This is a genomic window from Hydrogenophaga borbori, assembly GCF_003417535.1.
In the GTDB taxonomy this organism is placed as follows: domain Bacteria; phylum Pseudomonadota; class Gammaproteobacteria; order Burkholderiales; family Burkholderiaceae_C; genus Hydrogenophaga; species Hydrogenophaga borbori.
Genome location: NZ_QVLS01000015.1, coordinates 32,540 through 54,111, shown reverse-complemented (window position 1 = coordinate 54,111; position 21,572 = coordinate 32,540). Strand labels below are relative to the sequence as shown.

17 protein-coding genes are annotated in these 21,572 nt (G+C 68.9%); 3 read left to right on the top strand and 14 right to left on the bottom strand.

Features of this window, described 5'->3' with window-relative positions; genetic code table 11:
- The 9 genes from DY262_RS20110 to DY262_RS20070 all read right to left on the bottom strand — a co-directional run.
- The coding region (locus DY262_RS20110; RefSeq protein WP_281272934.1) for a calcium-binding protein at window positions 1-2,980 on the bottom strand (2,980 nt) is incomplete at its 3' end.
- A gap of 45 nt (window positions 2,981-3,025) precedes the next feature.
- Window positions 3,026-3,934 carry a hypothetical protein gene (locus DY262_RS20105; protein ID WP_116960855.1) on the bottom strand — a complete coding sequence of 303 codons (909 nt, stop codon included), beginning with the start codon at window positions 3,932-3,934 and terminating at the stop codon, window positions 3,026-3,028.
- 596 nt (window positions 3,935-4,530) lie between these two features.
- Window positions 4,531-5,388: a formate dehydrogenase accessory sulfurtransferase FdhD gene (locus DY262_RS20100; RefSeq protein WP_116960854.1), complete on the bottom strand. Its 858-nt coding sequence runs from the start codon at window positions 5,386-5,388 to the stop codon at window positions 4,531-4,533.
- A 98-nt stretch (window positions 5,389-5,486) separates the two neighbouring features.
- Window positions 5,487-5,873 carry a hypothetical protein gene (locus DY262_RS20095; protein WP_116960853.1) on the bottom strand — a complete coding sequence of 129 codons (387 nt, stop codon included), beginning with the start codon at window positions 5,871-5,873 and terminating at the stop codon, window positions 5,487-5,489.
- Window positions 5,874-5,894: 21 nt separating this feature from the next.
- Window positions 5,895-7,094, bottom strand: a complete 1,200-nt coding sequence (locus DY262_RS20090) for a formate dehydrogenase subunit gamma (protein ID WP_116960852.1) — start codon at window positions 7,092-7,094, stop codon at window positions 5,895-5,897.
- An 11-nt stretch (window positions 7,095-7,105) separates the two neighbouring features.
- Entirely contained in the window at window positions 7,106-7,357 is a 252-nt protein-coding gene (locus DY262_RS20085; protein ID WP_116960851.1) for a hypothetical protein, read from the bottom strand.
- On the bottom strand, window positions 7,357-7,959 hold the full coding sequence (gene fdh3B, locus DY262_RS20080; protein ID WP_116960850.1) for a formate dehydrogenase FDH3 subunit beta: 603 nt from the start codon (window positions 7,957-7,959) through the stop codon (window positions 7,357-7,359). The genes DY262_RS20085 and fdh3B overlap by 1 nt, the downstream gene beginning before the upstream one ends.
- A gap of 10 nt (window positions 7,960-7,969) precedes the next feature.
- Window positions 7,970-10,930, bottom strand: coding sequence for a formate dehydrogenase subunit alpha (locus DY262_RS20075; protein ID WP_116960849.1), 2,961 nt, complete (start codon window positions 10,928-10,930; stop codon window positions 7,970-7,972).
- Between the two features lie 91 nt (window positions 10,931-11,021).
- A complete protein-coding gene (locus DY262_RS20070) occupies window positions 11,022-11,252 on the bottom strand; it encodes a formate dehydrogenase (protein WP_116960848.1) in 231 nt (76 codons plus the stop codon).
- Window positions 11,253-11,725: 473 nt separating this feature from the next.
- On the opposite strand from DY262_RS20070, the gene DY262_RS20065 reads away from it, so the two are divergent.
- The 3 genes from DY262_RS20065 to DY262_RS20055 all read left to right on the top strand — a co-directional run bounded on the left by DY262_RS20065 (window position 11,726) and on the right by DY262_RS20055 (window position 17,170).
- The gene (locus DY262_RS20065; protein WP_116960847.1) at window positions 11,726-13,099 is read left to right on the top strand and encodes a sigma-54-dependent transcriptional regulator; all 1,374 of its coding nucleotides are present in this window, start codon (window positions 11,726-11,728) and stop codon (window positions 13,097-13,099) included.
- A gap of 118 nt (window positions 13,100-13,217) precedes the next feature.
- Window positions 13,218-15,311: a sensor histidine kinase gene (locus DY262_RS20060; protein ID WP_116960846.1), complete on the top strand. Its 2,094-nt coding sequence runs from the start codon at window positions 13,218-13,220 to the stop codon at window positions 15,309-15,311.
- Window positions 15,312-15,436: 125 nt separating this feature from the next.
- Complete coding sequence (locus DY262_RS20055) at window positions 15,437-17,170, top strand: FG-GAP repeat protein (protein WP_147326287.1); 1,734 nt, start codon at window positions 15,437-15,439, stop codon at window positions 17,168-17,170.
- A gap of 24 nt (window positions 17,171-17,194) precedes the next feature.
- Here DY262_RS20055 and DY262_RS20050 read toward each other — a convergent pair whose 3' ends face one another.
- The 5 genes from DY262_RS20050 to DY262_RS20030 are packed head-to-tail and all read right to left on the bottom strand — an operon-like array spanning window position 17,195 to window position 21,442.
- Complete coding sequence (locus DY262_RS20050; protein ID WP_116960844.1) at window positions 17,195-17,500, bottom strand: DUF1330 domain-containing protein; 306 nt, start codon at window positions 17,498-17,500, stop codon at window positions 17,195-17,197.
- A gap of 26 nt (window positions 17,501-17,526) precedes the next feature.
- Window positions 17,527-18,144, bottom strand: coding sequence for a TorD/DmsD family molecular chaperone (locus DY262_RS20045; protein WP_116960843.1), 618 nt, complete (start codon window positions 18,142-18,144; stop codon window positions 17,527-17,529).
- Window positions 18,145-18,155: 11 nt separating this feature from the next.
- On the bottom strand, window positions 18,156-20,225 hold the full coding sequence (locus tag DY262_RS20040) for a 4Fe-4S binding protein (protein WP_116960842.1): 2,070 nt from the start codon (window positions 20,223-20,225) through the stop codon (window positions 18,156-18,158).
- The gene (locus tag DY262_RS20035) at window positions 20,185-20,808 is read right to left on the bottom strand and encodes a DUF3306 domain-containing protein (protein WP_116960841.1); all 624 of its coding nucleotides are present in this window, start codon (window positions 20,806-20,808) and stop codon (window positions 20,185-20,187) included. The genes DY262_RS20040 and DY262_RS20035 overlap by 41 nt, the downstream gene beginning before the upstream one ends.
- Before the next feature lies 1 nt (window position 20,809).
- A complete protein-coding gene (locus tag DY262_RS20030) occupies window positions 20,810-21,442 on the bottom strand; it encodes a DUF3305 domain-containing protein (protein WP_116960840.1) in 633 nt (210 codons plus the stop codon).
- Window positions 21,443-21,572: the final 130 nt, after the last annotated feature.

Genomic DNA, 21,572 nt, shown 5'->3' with positions numbered 1-21,572 from the left:
TGGTACCGTAGTCGCTGATGGTGTCCGAGCCATCGCCCCGGTTGAACACATAGGTGTCGTTGTAGCCGCCGCCCGTCATGGTGTCGTTGCCCGTCCCACCAATGAACGTGGTGGACTGCTCCGCACCGTTGCTCAGCTTGAGCACGTCATCCCCCGCTCCGCCGTCGAGCACGTCCCAGCTGCCCACCGCCGTCAGCGTGTCGTTGCCCTCCAGGCCAATCAGCCGGTCGCTGTAGGTTCCCGTTCCACTGATGGTGTCGTTGCCGGCCGTGCCGGTGTTCGTCGTGGCCAGCGCCAGCTGCGCCAGGTTGTTGTGGGTCCAGACCGTCCCGTCAGCGAAGTTGATTTGCTCGATGCGGTAGAAGCCATTGACCTCGCTGAACCAGTTCTTGATCGTGATCTGGTCGCCCGGCACACCCGCCACCGTGACCACCAGATCCACGCCTACCCGGCGCGCTCCCACGTCGCTCACGGCGATGCCTGCACCAAAGCTGAGCTGGTCCAGGTAAATGCTGCTCGTGCCGTGCGTGCCGTAGTCGCTGATGGTGTCCGAGCCATCGCCCCGGTTGAACACATAGGTGTCGTTGTAGCCGCCGCCCGTCATGGTGTCGTTGCCCGCCCCACCAATGAACGTGGTGGACTGCTCCGCACCGTTGCTCAGCTTGAGCACGTCATCCCCCGCTCCGCCGTCGAGCACGTCCCAGCTGCCCACCGCCGTCAGCGTGTCGTTGCCTTGACCGCCATGGAGGTACTCGGACCCAGCGGCGTTGCCAGCGATGCTGTTGTCCAGCGCATTGCCAATCACCGTGAACCCGGCTTGCCCGGCCGGCACGGCAAACGACGTGGCCTGCGTCCCCATCCATGCCAGCCTCTCCGCTGTCAGCAAGGCGGTCACGTCTGGCGTGATCTCCACCGAGGCCAGCACCGCGGCCATGGTGTCTTCGAACGCCCACCCCACACCCTTCAGAACCTCATTGCCATAGCGCCTAAGGTCCGTCAGGTCTTTGATGGCATTGAGCGCATCGGTCTGCGCTCCTTGCAGCGCCAGCGCCTGAAGGCCCGAGGTGTCGAAATGAACGCCATTTCCATCCACCGTCAGCTCCACCGCATCCAGATACGGCTTGAGCCGCGTCTGCATCACCAGCGCCCCATACACGCTCTCTTTCAGAGCCTGGTACGCCTGCTGCAGGAACGCCACCTGCTGCGCCGCCGGGTTGATGACGTAGCCCGTCACCCCATTGACCGTGCTGCCCGACTGCCCCACCGGCATCGCGCTGCCCACTGACGCATAGAACCGGCTGCCATTGAACGCCTCCAGCACGCCGATCATGTTGCGGTACTGCTCACCGGTCATGCCCGCCGGCGGTGTCAGCGTCACGGCGCCGCCCAGGTAGCCCTCCAGGCTGCTCCAGTAGCTCGAGGTCTGTGCCCATTCGGTGATGAGGTTGTCGAGCAAAGCCCTCTGCGCCTCCCGCGTGCCCGCTGCCGCGAACGCCGCCACCGCCGCCTCCAGCTCATCGGCCTGCGCGCCCGTCAGGCTCATCGCCGCCCTCAGGTTCCTCACCATCCCCGAGCCGTTCATCTGCGGCAGCGCATGCGCCGCCTGCGTGATCACCACCGGGTTGCCCGCCTCGTCCACCACTTCTGGCGGGATCTGCGAGAAGAACCCATTGGCCTCCAGGTCGATCGCCCCCACCGTGCGGTTGACCCCATTGCGCGTGAACGTGGTGCTCAGCGCCACCCGGTTGTTGTTGATCGTCTGCCCCGCCTGCGGGCCACTGGCGCTGCCGTTGAGCCCAATGCGCGTGATGCCCAACGCATCGAGCCCGCTGAGCTCGCCGCTTTGGCTGATGCCGTCCTGGTTCGTATCGCGCCAGACCTGCAGCTGGGCCCAGGCAGCGTCCGCGCTGGTGATCTGGCCGTCTCCGTTGGTGTCCAGATCGCCCAGCGCATCGAAGCCCTGCGTGGCCATCTGGCCGTTGCTCTTCACCGTGTCCACGCCGAAGAGCTCGCGCCCGGAGTCGATCAGACCGTTGCCATTCAGATCGCGCACGAGGAAACCGTCGTCGGGGCGGGCCCAGCCCGTGCCGGTCTTGATGCCGTCGGCGTTGTGATCGAACAGCACGTTGCCGCCGGCGGCAGAGAGTTCCAGACCGTCGCCGTCCAGGTCCAGCACCAGCGGGTCGCGTTGAAGGACGACGGCTCGGGCGGAAGTGAACGCGGTGTTGAGCAGGGGATTGACCAGGAAGAGCGGGTCGCTTTCGATGACTTGGTGGATGGCATTCCACATGCGACCGACTTGCGTGTTGTTCAGCCACTCCTTCACCGTATCGATCAGCCGGCCCCATTCTTCGAAGTTCGCGAAACCCGGAACCTCGTCAATCCATGTTTGTGCCTGTTCTTGATAGGTAGGGTCAAACCTCAGCGAGCTAACGATGTGATAGAGCTCAAAATTTACGGCGAGCGCGTCCCAACCATCGCCACCGGTGTCTCGAACCTTTCCCCAAAGGGCCTCAACCGCCTCATCGCCTTGGGTCTGGCGAACCAGTTCCATGGGGGTGTTGAGGGTCCAGTTGTCGAGGGAGAGGTTGTGGTTTGCGAAGACAGCTTCGTGAATTTCTTTTGTATCGCGATAGTCGATGTCGCTGGAAAGCACCCCGCCATCACGATCTGCATATCGGATGAGGACATCGACGTAGCGCGTCGCCATCTGCATTCGAATCGAATCCAGTGTCGCCTCTGGCAAGTTACGACACTGCTCACCGCCCCACCCCATCATGGCCGTGCCCGTCAGGAAGTTCACCGCTGACACGCCGGCAATGGTGCTCTCACTCGCGACCCCACCGGCCCAGCCGGCGTAGCTGTAGCCCTTGCTGTAGAGATCGGCATAAACCTGCTCCACATTGGCCAGCGTGCCGTTGGCAAGTTGCTGAGAGTAGGCTTCAAGTTGCACGGTGGTCAGTGCTTGCGGTTGTGACATGGGTTTCCTCCTGAGCGTTGGTGGTTGAGGTGATGAGTGAATGGGTCAGCGCGGTGCAGAGGGCGCTTTCTCGGACTTGCTGGGGTCGTGCCGGAAGCCCAGAACGATCTGGGTGACCATGGGTTGAATCTCGCGCCAGTGCTGTAGCAGGGGACGGCGGTAGCTTGCCGTCAGTTGAACTCGAAGTTCCTGTGTTTCCATGGACCAGACCTGGGAACACCTAGACCTGTTCGCATCGAAGGAGACAGTGCAATCAAGAGTGCTGATCACTTTGCCAGTCGAATCGCGCCCGACGAACTCCTCGGACACGAGCGTCTTGGTCGGATCAGGCCCTTCTGGGGGCGGAGTCAGCCGAAACACCTCCAGGTCATGTTCGTTTTCGGCCTGGCGAAAGTAGCGGTGATTGACACTTTTTCCAGAGTGATCCAGAAGGCGTCGTTTGACATAGACGTCCAGAAAACCGTCCCTGGGATATCGCTTGCTGCTCTTCACCCCCACACTGATCCACCGATCCTCCCAAGGCGGCGTCAACAGCTTCTCCTCGCGCCGCTCCCACGAATCCAGTGTCTGGCCATCCGGGAATCGCACATAGAAGCCGAAGCTGTTGATCTTCGATTCGAAAGTGCGCACCGGCGGGCGCCAGTCCGGTGCGGGTGCCCACCCCGGGTCGCCGTCGTACTCCAGCAGCTCAGCCATGTAGCGCGGCATCTTCACCGGCATGCCGCCCAAATCACCAATGGCGAATCCCGGGTAAGGCTGAGAGGCCACATGGCTCTCGATACGCGAGGTGATGCGCTGGGCCTTGTGCAACCAGATGGCCACGATCGCCGCGATGGCAAGCAGGCCGATGAGCAGCAATCCCAGCAGCCAGCGGCCGATACGCCGACGCGGTTTGGCCGCTACCACCTCGTCGCCAAACTTGGCGACGCCCGCTTTGTTGTTCGATGTCGTCAAGACAAAACTCCCTTTCAAAAAATCAAGCGCGCGACGATACGTGGGCGCCGCACTGTCTACCGCGCGGTGTATGAGCACGGTGGCGGAAGGCCCTTCCTGCCCGCTGGGCATCCCGCGTCGTGGTCGCCGAGAACGCCGCCACCGCCGCCTCCAGCTCATCGGCCTGCGCGCTCGCCTAGCTCATCGCCGCCCGCGAGTTGCGCACCACCTCCGAGCCGTTCATCTGCGGCAGCGCATGCGCACGCCCCACAACCACCAACGGTTTGCTTGGCTTGAGCGCCCACCGATAGGCCTGCGCAAGTGCGCTCCATGGCGTCGCGCCATGCATCTATGCATTTCCCCTCCCTGTCGGTCGCAGTTGAAAGACCTGTTGCCTTCCACCGGACGTGACGGATTGGTAACGGCGAACCCTTGCGCGGTCTATCGTCGTTTGCCATGAGCCGCCGCTCGGTTCGCCAGTGCACCCGATCCCGGTCGTTCGCCCACAAGACCAGCGGGCCGACGATACGCGCGTCAGCCCAGCGGGTACAGGCCGCCGTATGCGACCTGGCCGATGTGTTAGGGCGTGAACCGCCCAGGCCAGGCGACAGCCTGGGTCAGCCGCGCACGGCCTGCGGCGCCGCCGCCGGCACCGCGTCGTACACCAGCCGCTCGGGGTTGGCGTAGCACAGGAAGTGCTTGTTGGTGGCCCGGCCCACCGCGCACAGGCCCACGCGGCGCGCCACCTGCAGGCCCATCTGCGTGATGCCGCTGCGCGAGATGACCGCCGCCACGCCCATCTGGGCGCTCTTGATGACCATCTCGCTGGTCAGGCGGCCGGTGGTGTAGAAGACCTTGTCGAGCGTCTCGCCCACGTCGCGTGGGGCATCGTCTTGCAGGGCGAGCCAGCCGGCGATGGTGTCCACCGCGTTGTGCCGGCCCACGTCTTCCACGAACAGCGCCAGCTCGGTGCCGCGGAACAGCGCGCAGGCGTGCACCGAGCCGGCCGACTTGTAGGTGCTCTCCTTCAGGCGGATCGCGTCCACGATGGCGTAGACCTGCGACTGGCGCAGCACGCCTTCGGGCAGCCGGATGCGGTCCAGGTCGTCCATGAGTCCGCCGAACACGCTGCCCTGGCCGCAGCCGGTGGTGACCACGCGCTTGGCCGTGCGCTCTTCAATGCGCTCGATGCCGTGGCGGGTCTTCACGCTCGCGGCGTTCACCTCCCAGTCGACGGTGATGGACTCGATGTCGTCCACCGAGGCGATGAGCCGCTGGTTGATCAGGTAGCCCAGGGTCAGCCACTCGGGCCGGGCGCCCAGGGTCATGAGCGTGACCAGCTCGCGCTTGTCGACGTAGACCGTGAGGTCGCGCTCGGCGGGGATGTGGATGGCGCGGCGCTGGCCGAACTCGTCCAGCGCGTCGATGGACTCGGTCAGGGGGGCACGGGCCTCGGTCAGTTGGGGCAGGCGCATGGGGCGAGACTACTAAAGAAAAAGGCCGGCACCCGAGGGGTGCGGCCTTTGGCGCTGCCCCGCGCGGGGGCATGGGGGCCGGCGGCGGCGCGCGGCGCTTACGGCTTCTTGGGCGTGGGCGCGCCGGCCGGCGCCTGGTTGCTGGGCGGGCTGGTCGCCGGTGCCGCGGGCGAGTGCGCGCCCGCCGCTTCGGCCGGCTTGGGTGGCACGTAGGAGAAGGGGCCCGGGTCCGTGCAGGCCGGCGCGCCCGCCGAGGGCTGCTTGCCCGCGCCCGCGGTGGTCTTGAAGTAGTTGGCCGCCGCCTTGTCCATGGCCTTGCACAGCTTGTAGGCGTCGACCTTGGTGTTGTACGCGGCCTTGGCCTTGGCCTCATCGGCCTTGGCGGCGGCCTCGGGCGTGAGCGGCGGCGGTGCCGGCAGCTTGGCCTGGGCCAGGGTGGCCGCGGCCAGCAGGCCCACGGCGATGGCGATTTTCTGGATGCTCATGCGGTCTGTCTCCTGAAACGCTCAGGCCTTCGCCGGCTGGCCGGACGCGCCCTCGGGCTTGTTCGCCGTGCGCTGGGCGGGGATCTTGCCGGCCTTGATGTCGTCGTGCCACAGGGCGTGGTGTTCCTTGGCCCAGGTCTCGTCGACGTAGCCGGTCTTCATCGCCGCGTAGGCGCCCTTCATGCCGATGGTGCCCAGGTAGATGTGGCCCAGGAACAGCGCCATCATCAGCGCCGCGGCCGTGGCGTGGATCATGTGGGCCACCTGCATGTTGGCGCGCGTGAACTCCACCGCCGGCAGCAGCTTGTCCAGGAACAGGCCGGAGCCCACCACGATCAGGCCGAAGAAGAACACGCCGGCCCAGAACACCACTTTCTCGCCCGCGTTGAAGCGGTGCGAGGGAACCTCCTTGCCGCTGAGCAGGCCGCCGCCCTTGAGCAGCCAGACCAGGTCACCCTTGGCCGGCAGGTTGTCCTTGATGAAAGTGAAGATCACCACCACCAGCGACACCGCGAACAGCGGGCCGACGAAGTTGTGCAGGTTCTTCAGCGCGTAGGTGAGCCAGCCGAACAGCGTGCTGCCGATGACGGGCAGCAGGAAGAACTTGCCGAAGGCCATGACGATGCCGGAGACAGCCAGCGCGACGAAGGCGATCGCGTTGACCCAGTGCGCCGCGCGCTCGAAGTACGTGAAGCGCTCGATCTTGCGGCCGGTCTCCGGGCCGTGCAGCTTGATCGAGCCCTTGGCGAGGTAGAACAGCGCGATCGCCACCAGCACGATCAGCAGCAGCGAACCGCCATAGGGAATGATCCAGTTGTTGCGCACCTGGCGCCAGGCCTCGCCGGCGGTGGTCAGCTTGGAGCCGGGGTACTGCACGAAGCCCTGGATCAGGTTGCCGTACTCCGGGTACGGCAGCATGGTCTGGCCGGTCACGCCCTTGCTCACGTCGTGCCACATGGGCGCGTTGTTGCCGGGCTGCACCTTGCGCCGCTCGGCGTTGCTCTGGCTGGCGTAGTTCGGGTCGGTGTCGGCGTCGGGGCGGATATCGAAGATGTTCTGGCTCTTGATGCCGCCCTGCCCCGCGGGCGCCGCCTGCTGGGCCGCTGGCGCGGGATCGTCCGGCACCGCCTTGGGCGCCTGGGCCCAGGCCGAGGCCGCGCCCAGACCCAGCAGCAGCGCCGCGAGCCCGGCCCGCCAGCGAGGGGTTGCTTGCTTGTGCATGGCCGTCGCCTTTACTTCTGCTGCGCGCCGATGCGCACGTAGTCGTTCTGGCCGTACTGGGCGCGCGCCTTGAGCTGCTGCTCCCAGCTGCCCTTGTCGCCGGCCTTCCAGCCCGATTGCGCGTACTGGCTTTGGCCAACGCCGCTGTAGGCCGCGTTGTCCTGCTTCACGCCGTTGGCGCCCATCTCCTGCGGCTTCTCGCCGCAGGCCGCCAGGCCCAGCAGGGCCGCGATCGCAAGGGAGGTGAGGGTCAGGCGTTTCATCACGATTTTTTCCCTTCCGCGGTGCCGTACGCCGTGCCCCAGCCCCAGACCTCCGCGCCCTTGCCGCGCGTGATCACGCGGGTGCGGAAGATGTCGGCCACGGTGTCGCCGTCGCCGGCCAGCAGGGCCTTGGTGGAGCACATCTCGGCGCAGGCCGGCAGCTTGCCCTCGGCCAGGCGGTTGCGGCCGTACTTCTCGAACTCGGCCTGGCTGCCGTGGGCCTCGGGGCCGCCGGCGCAGAAGGTGCACTTGTCCATCTTGCCGCGCACGCCGAAGGTGCCCTGCGAGGGGAACTGCGGCGCGCCGAAGGGGCAGGCGTAGGAGCAGTAGCCGCAGCCGATGCAGACGTCCTTGTCGTGCAGCACCACGCCCTCGTCGGTGCGGTAGAAGCAGTTCACCGGGCAGACCGCCATGCAGGGCGCGTCGCTGCAGTGCATGCAGGCCACCGAAATCGACTTCTCGCCGGGCACGCCGTCGTTGAGGGTGATGACGCGGCGGCGGTTCACGCCCCAGGGCACCTCGTGTTCGTTCTTGCAGGCGGTGACGCAGCCGTTGCATTCGATGCAGCGCTCGGCGTCACAGATGAATTTCATTCGTGCCATGGTGTTCTCCTCAAGCCTTCTCGACGTTGCAGATCGTGGTCTTGGTTTCCTGCATCATCGTCACGATGTCGTAGCCGTAGGTGGTGGCCGTGTTGACCGCCTCGCCGCGCACCACGGGGAAAGCGCCATCGGGGTAGTAGGGCTTCATGTCGGTGCCCTGCCAGTGGCCCGAGAAGTGGAAGGGCAGCCACACCGTGTCGGGCGCCACGCGCTCGGTCACCAGCGCCATCACCTTGATGCGCGCGCCGGTGGGCGTGCTCACCCAGACCTGCTCGCCCTGGCGGATGCCGCGCTGCGTGGCCGCCGCCGGGTTGATCTCCACGAACATGTTCTGCTGCAGTTCGGCCAGCCAGGGGTTGGAGCGCGTCTCCTCGCCGCCGCCCTCGTACTCCACCAGGCGGCCCGAGGACATGATGAGCGGGAATTTCTCCGGCAGCTTGTCTTCGACGTTCTTCGCCTGCAGCGACTTGTAGAGGATGGGCAGGCGCCAGCGGTTCTTCTGGTCGTCGTGGCTGGGGTACTTGGCGATGAGGTCCGGGCGCGTGCCGTAGATGGGCTCGCGGTGCTGCGGGATCGCGTCCGGGAAGTTCCACACCACCGCGCGCGCCTTGGCGTTGCCGAAGGGGTGGCAACCGTGCTTCATGCACACGCGCTGGATGCCGCCCGAGGGATCGGTCTTCCAGTTCTTGCCCTCGGCCTTCTTCTTCTCGTCGTCGGTGAGGTCGTCCCACCAGCCCAGCTTCTTGAGCAGCACGTGGTCGAACTCGGGGTAGCCGGTGGTGATCTCGGCGCCACGCGAGTGCGAACCGTCTTCGGCCAGCAGGTTCACGCCGTCGCGCTCCACGCCGAAGTTGGCGCGGAAGTTGCCGCCGCCGTCCATGACGTGCTTGGAGGTGTCGTACAGGTTGGGTGAGCCGGGGTGCTTGATCTCGGGCGTGCCGAAGCAGGGCCAGGGCAGGCCGAAGTAATCGCCCGACAGGTCGTAGCCGGTCTCCTTGTCGACCACCTTGCCCTTGGCCTTGAGCGTCTTCACGTCGAAGGCGTCCATGTGGCGCATGTGGGCCTTCAGCCGCTCCGGGCTCTGGCCGGTGTAGCCGATGGTCCAGACGGAGCGGTTGATCTCGCGCAGGATGTCCTCGGGCATCGGCTCCTCGCGGCCCTTGATCTTCTGCATCTTGTAGTTCTTGGAGAGCTGCTCCGCGAAGCCCAGCTTCTGCGCCAGCTCATGCATGATCATGTGGTCACTGCGGCTCTCCCACAGCGGGTCGATCACCTTCTCGCGCCACTGGATGGAGCGGTTGGACGCGGTGCACGAGCCGCTGGTCTCGAACTGCGTGGCCGCGGGCAGCAGATAGACCTCGCGCTCGGGGTTGATCTTGTCGCTCGGCATGGCCGCCATCGACGCGGTGGCCGACGGGTACGGGTCGATCACCACCAGCAGGTCCAGCGCGTCCATGGCCTTCTTCATCTCCAGGCCGCGCGTTTGCGAGTTCGGTGCGTGGCCCCAGAAGAACACGCCGCGCAGGTTCGGACCCTGGTCGATCAGCTCGTTCTTCTCCAGCACGCCGTCGATCCAGCGCGAGACGGTGATGCCGGGCTTCTCCATCATGCCCTCGGCGTACTGCGACTTGATCCAGTCGTAGTCCACGCCCCAGGCGTTGGCGAAGTGCTTCCACGAGCCCGCCGCCACGCCGTAGTAGCCCGGCAGCGAGTCGGGGTTGGGGCCCACGTCGGTGGCGCCCTGCACGTTGTCGTGGCCGCGGAAGATGTTCGCGCCGCCGCCGCTCACCCCGATGTTGCCCAGGGCCAGCTGCACGATGCACGAGGCGCGCACCATGGCGTTGCCAATGGAGTGCTGCGTCTGGCCCATGCACCACACCAGCGTCGACGGGCGGTTCTTGGCCATCATCTCGGCCACGCGCGCCATCTGTTCTTCCTTGACGCCGCAGGCCTCTTCCACCTTGTCGGGCGTCCACTTGGCCATCACGTCGGCCTTCACCGCCTCCATGCCAAAGACACGGTCGTTGATGTAGCGCTTGTCTTCCCAGCCGTTCTTGAAGATGTGGTACAGCAGGCCGAAGAGGAAGGGGATGTCGGTGCCCGAGCGGATGCGCACGTACTCGTCGGCCTTGGCCGCGGTGCGCGTGAAGCGCGGGTCGACCACGATCATCTTGCAGCCGTTCTCCTTGGCATGCAGCATGTGCAGCATGGAGACCGGGTGCGCCTCGGCCGCGTTGGAGCCGATGTACAACGCGCACTTGCTGTTCTGCATGTCGTTGTACGAGTTGGTCATCGCGCCGTAGCCCCAGGTGTTCGCCACGCCGGCGACCGTGGTGGAGTGGCAGATGCGGGCCTGGTGGTCGCAGTTGTTCGTGCCCCAGAAGCTCACGAACTTGCGCATCAGATAGGCCTGCTCGTTGCTGTGCTTGGACGAGCCGACGAAGTACACCGAATCGGGGCCGCTGGCCTCGCGCAGGGCCTTCATCTTCTTGACGATGCCGTCGTAGGCTTCGTCCCAGGTGATGCGCTGGTACTTGCCGTTGACCAGCTTCATCGGGTAGCGCAGGCGGTACTCGCCGTGGCCGTGCTCGCGCAGCGAGGCGCCTTTGGCGCAGTGCGCGCCCAGGTTGATCGGCGAGTCGAACACCGGCTCCTGGCGCACCCAGACACCGTTCTCAACGATGGCGTCGCTGGCGCAGCCCACCGAGCAGTGCGTGCACACCGTGCGGCGCACCTCGATCTTGCCGGTGCCGTCGATCGAGCCGCCCGAGGCGGCCTTGGCCTTCTTCACCAGGGTGAGCTGCGAAGCGGCCAGGCCCACGCCCACCCCGAGACCGGAGCGGCGCAGAAAGGCGCGGCGGTCCATGGTGGGCAGCGCGGACGACAGGCCTCGCTGCAGGGCGTTCACGAAGGTGGCGTGCGCCGGCGTGCCACGGCCGGCGGCGGAGGGGGATTTCTTGGTCAGCAGCATGGTGTGTCTCCTGGGGCGCCGCGGGATGCCGTGGGGCGGGTGGGCGGCGGACGGGACGTTCGTGGGGAGGCTCTGTTTCTCGCGCGCCGGATCAGAGGCGCGTGGTGCGGTAGTAGTGCTTGACGTGCTCGCTGAGCGTGTAGCCTCCGCCGCGCTCGGGCGCGGGCTTGGGCTCGGAGGCGGTGCTCTCGGGGGCTTGGGCCACGGGCATCACGCTGGCCACGGCGGCCACGGCACCGGCTGTGCCAGCACCCGCGAACAGGGTGCGCCGGCTCAGGCGCGAACGGCCCTCGGCCGGGCCGGAGCGGGAAGACTCTTTCATGCATGTCTCCAGGTGTGCAGGGCCCGCACACCAGACGTGTGGGCTCCTTGCATAAGGTCGAATCTACTTCGCCCCCTGGGGGTATGCAAGCTTGTGCATGAGCGCTCTGGCCAAGGCACGGCCCCCTCGCGCGGGCGCCGAGGCGGACCACCGGCGGCGGCGCCGCGCTTAGCGATAAGCATGCCAACCACCATCGATGAGAACCACTCGCAACGTCGGCCCGCACAGGCCCGCTCAACCGCCCAAAGCGCGGGCAAACCCGCAGAACTTAGGACCACCCGGCGTCTGGCTTGCGCCATGTTGTCCAACGAGCGCGACAACTTGTCGCACGCCAAGCACCGGTCCTCACCGGGCCAAGGGCGCCAATGCCCGAGTGATTCGATCAGGCTCCAAGGCCTTGGGCGCGTGGGCCATCGAGGTCCCGCGCCAGGCCGCGCAGCGGTGCGCCCACGCCCGCTTCATAGAATCGACCGGTGGAGACGATCACCCCCCCGACAAGCCCCGAGCGCACCCTGGACGGTTGGCCCAACTGGTCCATCCTGGTCGTCGACGACGAACAGGGCATGCTCAACTTCCTCGTCAAGACGCTCGCCCCGCGCTGCCATTTCGTCATGAGCGCCACCAGCGCCGAAGAAGGCGCCGAGTGGCTGCGCGGCCACCACGTGGACCTCGTGGTGCTCGACATCTCCCTGCCCGGCAAGAGCGGCGTCGAATGGCTCAAGGAACTGCGCGAACAGGGCTACACCGGCGAGGTCATCCTCATCACCGCCTTCGCCGACCTCGACACCGCCATCGAGGCGCTGCGCGCCGGCGCCTCCGACTTCATCCTCAAGCCCTTCCGCGTTCCGCAGATCCTCAACGCCATCAAGCAGTGCCACGAGCGCTCGCGCCTGCGGCGCGAGAACTTCGTGCTGCGCCGCGCCATGGGCCCCGCCACCGTGCACCGCGCGGCGCTGGTGGGCGACTCGCCGTCCATGGCGGCCCTGCGCGATTCCCTCGACCGCGTGGCCGGCGTGGACAGCACCGTGTTGCTGCAGGGCGAATCGGGCACCGGCAAGGAGCTGGTCGCGCGCGAGCTGCACGCGCGGGGCGCGCGCGCCGCCGGCCCCTTCGTGCCCGTCAACTGCGCGGCCGTCTCGCCCGAGCTCATCGCCAGCGAGCTCTTCGGCCACGCCAAGGGCGCCTTTCCCGGCGCCACGCGCGCGCGCGACGGCCTCTTCCACTACGCCCAGGGCGGCACCCTCTTTCTCGACGAGATCGCGGAACTGCCGCTGTCCATCCAGGCCACGCTGCTGCGCGCCATCGAGGACCTGCGGGTGCGCCCCGTGGGCAGCGAGCAGCTGGTGCCGCTCAACCTGCGCATCGTCGCCGCCACCAACCGCCAGCTCAGCGCCGAGGTCGCGGCCGGCCGCTTCCGCAAGGACCTGTACTTCCGCCTGCAGGTGGTGGAGCTCGCGCTGCCGCCGCTGCGCGAGCACAAGGCCGACATCCCCGCGCTGGTGGCGCACTTCATGGGCCAGCTGGCGCCCACGCTGGGCGCCGAACCGCTGCGCATCAGCGAGGCCGAGATGGCCTTCCTGCAGCAGTACGACTGGCCCGGCAACGTGCGCGAGCTGCGCAACCTGATCGAGCGCTCGCTCATCCTCGGCACGCTCAACGTGTCGGCGCTCTACCCCGGCGCACCCGAGGCGCCGGCGGCCGAGCGCCCCACCGACCTGCACACGCTGGAGAAGATGCACATCCTCTCCGTGCTCGACTCGGTGCAGGGCGACAAGACGCGCGCCGCGCAGTTGCTGGGCGTGTCGCGCCGCACCCTGGAGCGGCGCGTGGCCGAATGGGCGAACTAGAGACAACACCCCCGCCGCGCTTCGCGCGCCCCGCCAAGGGGGGCAGCGCCGGCGGCACGGCACAGCCGGTTCCACGCCGTCACCGGGCCAGGCCCGGGCGAACGCAGGAGGCGTCGGCATGACGCTCTGGCGCGCGCCGCGCTGGCTCGCGGGCTCGGTGCGCAACAAGCTGCTGGCCATGGCGCTGCTGCCGCTGCTGGTGGCCTTCCCGCTGCTGGTGCTGGCGCTGGCGGTGTGGAGCGACCAGGCCTACGACCGCCTGCTCATCACCAAGGTGCGCAGCGACCTGGCGGTGGCGCGGGGCTACTTCGACCAGGTGCTGATCGAGATCGGATCGGGCACCCAGGGCGTGGCCGATTCGCGCGCGCTGGCCGACGGGCTGGCCCCCGGCACGCCCGACGCACTGGCCGCGCTCGCCGCGCACCTGGCCACCGAGCGCGAGCGCCTGGGGCTCGACTTCCTCGTGCTGTACGGCAATGACGGCCTGCCGCTGGCACGCGGTGCGCCGCCCGGCCTGAGCCTGCAGGACCAGCGCGCCGGCCTGCTGCCGCAGCCGCCCGCGCTGGGTGGGTCCATCCAGGCCCGGCGCGACCGCGCCAAGGCCAGCCTGCTGGTGCTCGACCGCGCCTCGCTGCACGCCCTGGCGCCGCACCTGATGTCGCGGCTGGACATCCCCCTGGTGCCCACGCGCAACGCCACGCCCACGCAGCGCAGCGCCGAAGACCGCGCCATGGTCGCGCAGGCCACGCTGCCCGTGGTCGACGCGCAGGGCCGGCGCCTGGGCCTGCTCAGCGGCGGCCTGCTGCTGAACCAGAACCTGGATTTCATCGACCACATCAACCGCATCGTCTACCCCGCCGGCTCCCTGCCCTTCGACAGCCAGGGCACGGCCACGCTGTTCCTCGACGACGTGCGCATCACCACCAACGTGCGCCTGTTCCAGGACCGGCGGGCCATCGGCACCCGCGTGTCGCAGGCGGTGCGCGGCGCCGTGCTCGGCGAAGGCCACACCTGGCTGGACCTGGCCTTCGTGGTGAACGACTGGTACGTCTCGGCCTACGAGCCCCTGGCCGACGCCAGCGGCGCGCGCGTGGGCATGCTCTACGTGGGCTTCACCGAGGCCCCCTTTCGGCTGGTGCGCTACGCCATGCTGGCGCTCATCGGCCTCATCTTCGGCGGCGTGATGGCGGCCTCGGCCTGGTTCTCGCTGCGCTGGGCGCGCAGCATCTTCCAGCCGGTGCAGCAGATGAACCTGACCATGCAGCGCGTGGAACAGGGCCAGGGCGGCGCGCGCGTGGGCCCGCTGCCCGCGCGCGACGAGCTCGGCGCGCTCGCGGGCCACCTCGACCAGCTGCTCGACACCATCGACGAGAAAACCCAGGCCCTGCAGCGCTGGGCCGACGAGCTCGACCGCAAGGTGGCCGAGCGCACGCGCGAACTGCAGGCCAGCAACGCATCGCTGCGGCTCGCGCAGGAGCAGCTCGTCAAGAGCGAGAAGCTGGCCGCCATCGGCCAGCTCACCGCCAGCATCGCGCACGAGATCAACAACCCCATCGCGGTGATGCAGGGCAACCTGGACCTCATCCGCGACACCCTGGGCCGCGCCACCGAGCCGGTTCAGGGCGAGCTGCGCCTGCTCGACCAGCAGGTCGAGCGCATGCGCATCATCGTCACGCAGTTGCTGCAGTACGCCCGGCCCACCGAATACGCCGGCTACGTGGACACGCTGGCCTTGGACCGCACGGTGGACGACTGCCTCGTGCTGGTGGGCCACCTGCTGTCGCAGACCGACATTGCGGTGGAGCGCGAGCGCGGCGCCACGCATGGCGTGGGCATCAACCGGCAGGAACTGCAGCAGGTCATCATCAACCTGCTGATCAACGCCATCCAGGCCATGCCCGGGGGCGGCCGTCTGCGCCTGGTCACGCGCGACGTGGAGGGCGGCGCCGAGCTGCAGGTGATCGATGGCGGCGCCGGCCTGAGCGAGGCCACGCGCGAGCGCCTGTTCCGCCCCTTCTTCACCACCAAGAACGACGGCAACGGCCTGGGCCTGTGGATCAGCCAGGGCCTGGTGGAGCGCTACGGCGGGCGCATCACCGCGGCCAACCGCAGCGACGGCATGAGCGGCGCGGTGTTCACCGTGCGCCTGTTCACCGAGCCGCGCGCGCCCGCGGCCACGCCGACGAACGACGGGCGGCCCACGCCGGGCTGAGGCCACGCGGCGGCCCGCCGGCCACGGGCGGGGCCGGCGGCGCTGTGAATACTGCGTCGGGGGTATGGATAGGCGCACGAGGCATCCGCTTCAATCGCTGTGCCTGCCCCCCCTGCACAGCGTTCATGGAAGTCCGCCCGTTGCCTGCCGTCCGCGCCGCTGCCTTTGCGCTCGCCGCCGTGTTGTCGGCCTGCGGCGGCAACGGCGGGGGTGCGCCGTCCTCCGCCACGGTCGCCTTTCTTCCCGCGGCCGCCCTCGCGGCACCGGTCCTGGCCCTCACGCCCACCGCCACCACGACCTTTCACTTCAGCTGGGCCGACGTGCCCGGGGCCAGCGAATACCGGCTGCTCGAAGACACCGACGGCGCCTCGGGCTACACCCTGATCGCCACGCTGCCGGCCGGCAGCACGCAGGTCGACCGCACCGTGTTCCTGCCCGAGCGCATCAACGCGCGCTACCTCCTGCAGGCCTGCCAGGCGTCGGCGTGCGTGGACTCCGCCGCCGTCACCGCCAGCGGGCCACTGGCGGAGGCCATCGGCTATGTGAAGGCCTCCGATCCGGCCAGCGACGCCCAGTTCGGCCAGAGCGTGGCGCTGTCCGCGGACGGCCAGACCCTGGCCGTGGGGGCGCCGGGCAGCGACTCCCTCAACAGCTCCAGCGGCACCGTCCATGTGTTCACGCACGACGGCGCCACCTGGCGCCAGCAGGCCCGGCTGCAGGCCCCGGCCCCCCAGCCGAACGACGGCTTCGGCTACCGCCTGGCCCTGTCCAGCGCGGGCGACACCCTGGCCGTGGGCGCGCCGCACGACAGCCAGACGGCCAACTACGGCGGCGCGGTCTACCTCTACACGGGCCAGGGCGGCGCCTGGAACCTGCAGACACGCCTCACCGGCTTGAACACCGGCGGCGGCGATGCCTTTGGTGGCAGCGTCGCGCTGTCTGCGCAAGGCGACGTGCTGGCGGTGGGGGCGGACCAGGAAGCCGGCAGCGGCACCGGCGTCAATCCCCCCGACGACGACAACAGCCCGCAAAGCGGCGCGGCCTATGTCTTCGCGCGCCAGGGCAATGCCTGGAGCCAGCAGGCCTACCTCAAGGCCGCCACCAACCACGTCGCCGATCAGTTCGGCCGGCGGATCACCCTGTCGGCCGACGGCCATACCCTGGCCGTGGGCACCCCGTCGCCGGACCCCATGGGTGGCAGCGCCACCGGCGGGTCGGTGCATGTCTACGCCCACGACGGGGTCGCCTGGGGCCTGCAGGCCTTCCTGCCGGCGCCCAACCCCCTGCTCCCGTCGGGGTTCGGGGAAGCCCTGGCCTTGTCGGCCGACGGCCAGGTCCTGGCGGTCGGCAGTCCCTACGACAGCAGCGCCGCGACGGGCGTCGACGGCGACCCAGGCAACACGGGCGCCACCTTCAGCGGCGCGGCGTACGTTTTCGCCCGGGACAACGCCGGCTGGAACCAGCGCGCCTACATCAAGGCCTCCAACACCGGCGCGAACGACCGCTTCGGCAGCACCCTGGCCCTGTCCAGCGATGGCCAGGCACTGGCCGTGGGCGCCACCGGCGAGAGCAGCGACGCACGGGGCATCAACGGCGACCAGGGCAACGACAACGCGCCCGACACCGGCGCGGCCTACCTGTTCACGCACAGCGCCACGGGCTGGCGGCAACAGGCGTACCTCAAGCCCTCGAACACGGCCGAATACAGCGTGTACCAGTTCGGCGCGGCGCTGGCCCTGTCGGGCGACGGTCTGGCCCTGGCGGTGAGCTGCCCCTATGCGAGCAACGCCACGGCCGGCGTGGGCGGTGACCAGGCCGATGCCTCGGGCGTGAACGTGGGCGCCGTCTACCTGTATTGAGGCGGCAGCGCCGCCCGCGACCGCTCAGGGCTGCGCGCCTTCGTGGCCTTCGATGATGATCAGGTCGATCACCGACACCGGCGCGCGCAGCGCGATGGCGGCCTGGTAGCCCGGCGAGCGGTAACAGGCCATGGCCTGTTCGTACGAGGGGAACTCGATCACCACGTTGCGCGAGCGGCTGGTGCCCTCCACGCATTCGAAGCGCCCGCCGCGCACCAGGAACTTCGCGCCGTACTCGCGAAACGGCGCCGCGTTGGCCTCCACGTACAGCTTGTAGCGCTCCAGGTCGTCCACGTCGACGCGACCGATCCAATAGCCCTTGCCTGCCATGCCTGCTCCTGTGTGCGTGATACCGGTCAGGCCAGCAGGTCGAAGCCCTGCGCCTCGACCCCGATGAAGGCCTGCGTGAAGCCCGCGAGCGCGGCATAGAAGCCGGCGCGGGGCTGGGCCGCGATGGTCTCACACAGCTGCGGCACCCAGGTCTGCACGTGCTTCGTGAAAAACTCGCGCTGGCGCATGAGGTTGGCCACCTCGACGTCGTCGCCAGCGATCAGGTAGCGCATGACCTCGAACACGTAGGCCACGTGGTCTTCGGTCTCGGGCATGCTCTCTTCGCGCGCCAGGCCCAGCGCGGCCAGGTCGCCGCGCAGCTGGGCCAGCGGCTTTTCGTTCAGGAAACCGCTGAGGTAGTGCGAGCCGAACAGGTGAACCTCGGGCTTACCCACGCCGCCGAACAGGGCGTCGAACTCGTCGGCGATGGCCGCGTCGTCGCGCTCGCGCGCGGCCGCCACGACCTGGCGCCAGGGCTCCTCGAGAAAGGCGCCCGCCGCCGGCGCCTCGGTGGCGGCCACGCGCAGCTGGCTCAGCAGCTCGGCGCCGGGCGGCGCGTAGTACAGCGCGGCCAGCAGGCCATAGACCTCGGCGCGCGCGGTTTCTTCGTCGAGCGTGGAGGAGACGGGGATGCGTTCCATCATGGCGGCGTGTCTCAGTGGTCGGTGATGCGCGATTCGTTCGGGTTGCTGTAGATGTCCACCACGCGGCAGTCGCCGCACATCTTGAGGCGCTCCAGCGCCTCGCCCTGGAACATGGCGTGGCCGGCCAGCTTGCCCAGCATCAGCTCCACGCCCTTGAGCGTGCCAAAGGGCTTGCCGCAGCGCACACAGGCGTAGGGCTGGGCCTCGTTGAGCACGCGCGGCTGGCGGCGCTGCTCGGTCAGCAGCAGGCGGGGCTGCAGGGTGATGGCGTCCTCGGGGCAGGTGGTGGCGCACAGGCCGCACTGCACGCAGTTTTTCTCGACGAAGCGCAGCTGCGGTCGCTCGGCATTGTCGAGCAGGGCGTTGGCCGGGCAGGCGCTCACGCAGCTCAGGCACAGGGTGCAGGCGTCCTTGTTCACGTTCACCGCGCCGAACAGCGAGGCCGCGGGCAAGGGCACGGCGTCCACCGCACGCGGGTGCGCGGCGCTGTCCTGCAGCAGGTGGTCGAGCGCGAGTTCCATGGTGGCGCGCTTCTCGCGCTGCACCGCGTAGCTCGCGCGGCGCTTCACGCCCTGCGCCGGCGGCGAGGCCAATTGCACGTCCAGCGTGGCCGCGTCGCGCGCCTCGATCAGGCGAAAGTGCGTGCCCGCGTAGCCCAGGCCGCTCACGATGGCCTGGGCCACCGCCATCTGCTCGCGCAAGGCCTCGCGGTACTGCGGCGCCTCTTCGTCCGTCATCAGCACCCAGACCTGCGAGGCGCCGTAGGCGAAAGCGCTGAGCCACACATCCAGGCCGACCGAGGCGGTGTGCCACAAGGGCAGCGGAATCACGCGCGCGGGCACGCCCTTGATGGCCTTGGGCCGCAGCACGGCCTCGCGGCCCAGGGCCTCGATGAGTTCGCTGCCGGCGGTCTGGCTGTGCAGCAGCACGGCCGCCTCTTTCCCACCGGCCTTGGCGTAGGTGGACAGCACGGTGCGCAGCCGGTTGCCCTGCTCGCTGGCGCGCGGGTAGGCGAAGCCCAGCGCGCCCGTGGGGCAGACGGTGGTGCAGGCGCCGCAGCCCACGCAGAGGTTGGGGTTGACGGCGATCTGCTGCCGCTCGACCTCGCTTCGGATGGCCTGCGCCGAGCAGACCGATATGCAGGCGTCGCAACCCACGGTCTCGTTGCGGCCATGCGCGCAGAGCTTGTGGTTGTAAGTGAAGAACTTGGGCTTCTCGAACTCGCCCACCATCTCGCGCAGTCGGACCAGGGTCTCGAGGCCCTTGTCGTGCCGCAGGCCGCCGGGCAAGTGGAAGTAGCCCTGCGGGGGCGCGTGCTGAACGAACGCGGGCGCGTCGCGCAGGTCGAGCACGAGGTCGAAGCGATCGCGGTGCGGGACGGCGTCGCGCTGGAAGTTGATGGCGCCCACGGCCTCGCAGGCCTGCACGCAGGCGCGGTGGCTCTGGCAGCGGTCGAGGTCGATCTGGTAGTCCAGGCCGATCGCGCCTTCGGGACAGGCGGCCACGCAGGCGTTGCAGCGCGTGCACAGGTCCAGGTCGATGGGATTGGTGCTGGACCACTCGACCTCGAAGGCGCCGAGCCAGCCCTGGATGGCGCCCAGTTGCCCGCCCAGCACCGGCCAGGCACGCGCCTGCTGGCCCCGCCCGCCTTGCGCGAACACGGTGACCTGGAGCGCATCCGCCAGTTGCGCGGCGATCCGCTCGGCGGCGTCGAGCGGACCGACGATGAGCAGACGGCCTTCGCTCTGGTAGCTCACCGTGGGCACGGGCTCGGGGTCGGGCAGGCGCGCGGCCGCCAGCAGCGCGGCCATCTTGGGCGTGGCGGCCTTGGCCTCGCGGCCCCAGCCACCGGTCTCGCGCAGGTTCACGAAACGGATGGGGCGCACGTCCAGCGGTACCGCGCCCTCGGTCTGTTGCGAGAGCTCGGTGAACAGGCGGCTTTCCTGCGTGCAGGCCACCACCAGTTCGTCGCCGCTGCGGCTGGCGCGCTGGAACGCGGCCGCATCGCGCCGGCACAGCGTGGTGTGCGTCGTCAGGTCTTCATCCAGCGCCGCGCCCAGGGCCTTCGGGTCCAGGGGCATGGTCTGGTTGCAGTTGCAGATCAGCGTGGTCATCGTGGGTGGGGGGCGTGTCGGCGGGGGAGGCGCCGGGGATGGCGGCGGTGGGTCCGCCGCTCGGTGTGGGTTCGCTGGCCGGCGCGGGCGCCTTCTCGTCTTCCGGGTCGTCCACCAGCTTGAGGAAGCGCGCGCCAACCATCTTGGCCATGTCGGCCTTGGACAGCGGGCTGGGCAGGCTGTAGTCGTCGATGTAGACGTCCAGGCCGTCCATCACGTTGAAGTGTGGGTCGGCGAAGAGCTTCTTCACGGCGGCGTTGCGCACCTCGCTGGAGACGTCGGGCGCGACGAAGCGGCTGAAGTCGGCCTCGGGAGTGAGCCGGGCGACGTCGTCCAGCGTGGGTGAGGGGGTGCTGTCGCGCGGCGCGTCGGCGGGCGGCAGGGCCGAAGCGGGCGAAGCGGCCGACGGGGCCGATGCGACCGGGGCCGCGGGCACCGGCTCCGCGCCCGGCGGCGCGGCCGCCGGCTCGGGCGGCAGCGCCTGGCCCTCGCGCACCGCCTGCTTGCGCCGCGACCAGCGCGAGAGGAAGCCGCCGCCCTCGTCCGCCACCTCAATGGCCTCCGTTGCCGCCGCGCGGCTTGTCCGTGCTCACGCGCACCGGCTGGCCGAAGCGGTCCGTCAGCGGCCGAAAGCTCTGGGGCCGCTGGCGCCGCTTCGGCTCGGGCACGTAGGTCGCGTCGACGAAAGCGCGCAGCCAGTCCACCACCTCGGGCGGCGCGGCCACTTGGTCCACGCGCTCCTGCGCGTCCAGCCAGCGGCCGGCGTCGTGGTAACTCAGGGTCACGATCAGGGGCACGGCCAGGGGCTCGCCCCCGACCAGGGCCTCGCCCTCGGCGCGCCACATGACCCAGAAACAGGGCCGGGGGCTGCTGAGGTTGAGGAAGTAGCCCTCGGCGTCGTCGCGGAACAGCTCGACGCGAAAGCGCGGGTGCAGCCAGTGCTGGCTGCCGTCGGCCACCGCGCCCGCATCGATGGGCTCGACCGCCTGCGGCCGGTGCGCCTCGTCCGGCGCCAGCCGGGCGGCCTCGTCGGGCTCGGCGCGCAGCAGCACATCGGCCAGCACCCAGCGCCAGGGCTGCCAGTGCGCCATGGGCCCCTGCACGGGCTCGCGGCGCATCACGACATCGACCTCGATCACGGGGCGATGCCGGGCCGGCACGGGAGACGTATGGGCAGCATGCATAGGGAACGACGACTGTACGCCATCCGTCGGCCTCCCCCCCGGAGATGCCCGGGGCCCCGCCGGGGTTTGCCCGCGCCACGGCGAAGGATTTATTTGCCCTGATGGGTGCAAGAACTACCGCCTAGGCCGT

Coding starts and splice junctions, on each gene's coding strand:
- DY262_RS20070 (WP_116960848.1), bottom strand. CDS start 11,252: ATGAAAGAGTCTTCCCGCTCCGGCCCGGCCGAGGGCCGTTCGCGCCTG.
- fdh3B (WP_116960850.1), bottom strand. CDS start 7,959: ATGGCACGAATGAAATTCATCTGTGACGCCGAGCGCTGCATCGAATGC.
- DY262_RS20040 (WP_116960842.1), bottom strand. CDS start 20,225: ATGCCCCTGGACCCGAAGGCCCTGGGCGCGGCGCTGGATGAAGACCTG.
- DY262_RS20030 (WP_116960840.1), bottom strand. CDS start 21,442: ATGCATGCTGCCCATACGTCTCCCGTGCCGGCCCGGCATCGCCCCGTG.
- DY262_RS20075 (WP_116960849.1), bottom strand. CDS start 10,930: ATGCTGCTGACCAAGAAATCCCCCTCCGCCGCCGGCCGTGGCACGCCG.
- DY262_RS20045 (WP_116960843.1), bottom strand. CDS start 18,144: ATGATGGAACGCATCCCCGTCTCCTCCACGCTCGACGAAGAAACCGCG.
- DY262_RS20095 (WP_116960853.1), bottom strand. CDS start 5,873: ATGAGCATCCAGAAAATCGCCATCGCCGTGGGCCTGCTGGCCGCGGCC.
- DY262_RS20090 (WP_116960852.1), bottom strand. CDS start 7,094: ATGCACAAGCAAGCAACCCCTCGCTGGCGGGCCGGGCTCGCGGCGCTG.
- DY262_RS20055 (WP_147326287.1), top strand. CDS start 15,437: ATGGAAGTCCGCCCGTTGCCTGCCGTCCGCGCCGCTGCCTTTGCGCTC.
- DY262_RS20100 (WP_116960854.1), bottom strand. CDS start 5,388: ATGCGCCTGCCCCAACTGACCGAGGCCCGTGCCCCCCTGACCGAGTCC.
- DY262_RS20050 (WP_116960844.1), bottom strand. CDS start 17,500: ATGGCAGGCAAGGGCTATTGGATCGGTCGCGTCGACGTGGACGACCTG.
- DY262_RS20085 (WP_116960851.1), bottom strand. CDS start 7,357: ATGAAACGCCTGACCCTCACCTCCCTTGCGATCGCGGCCCTGCTGGGC.
- DY262_RS20060 (WP_116960846.1), top strand. CDS start 13,218: ATGACGCTCTGGCGCGCGCCGCGCTGGCTCGCGGGCTCGGTGCGCAAC.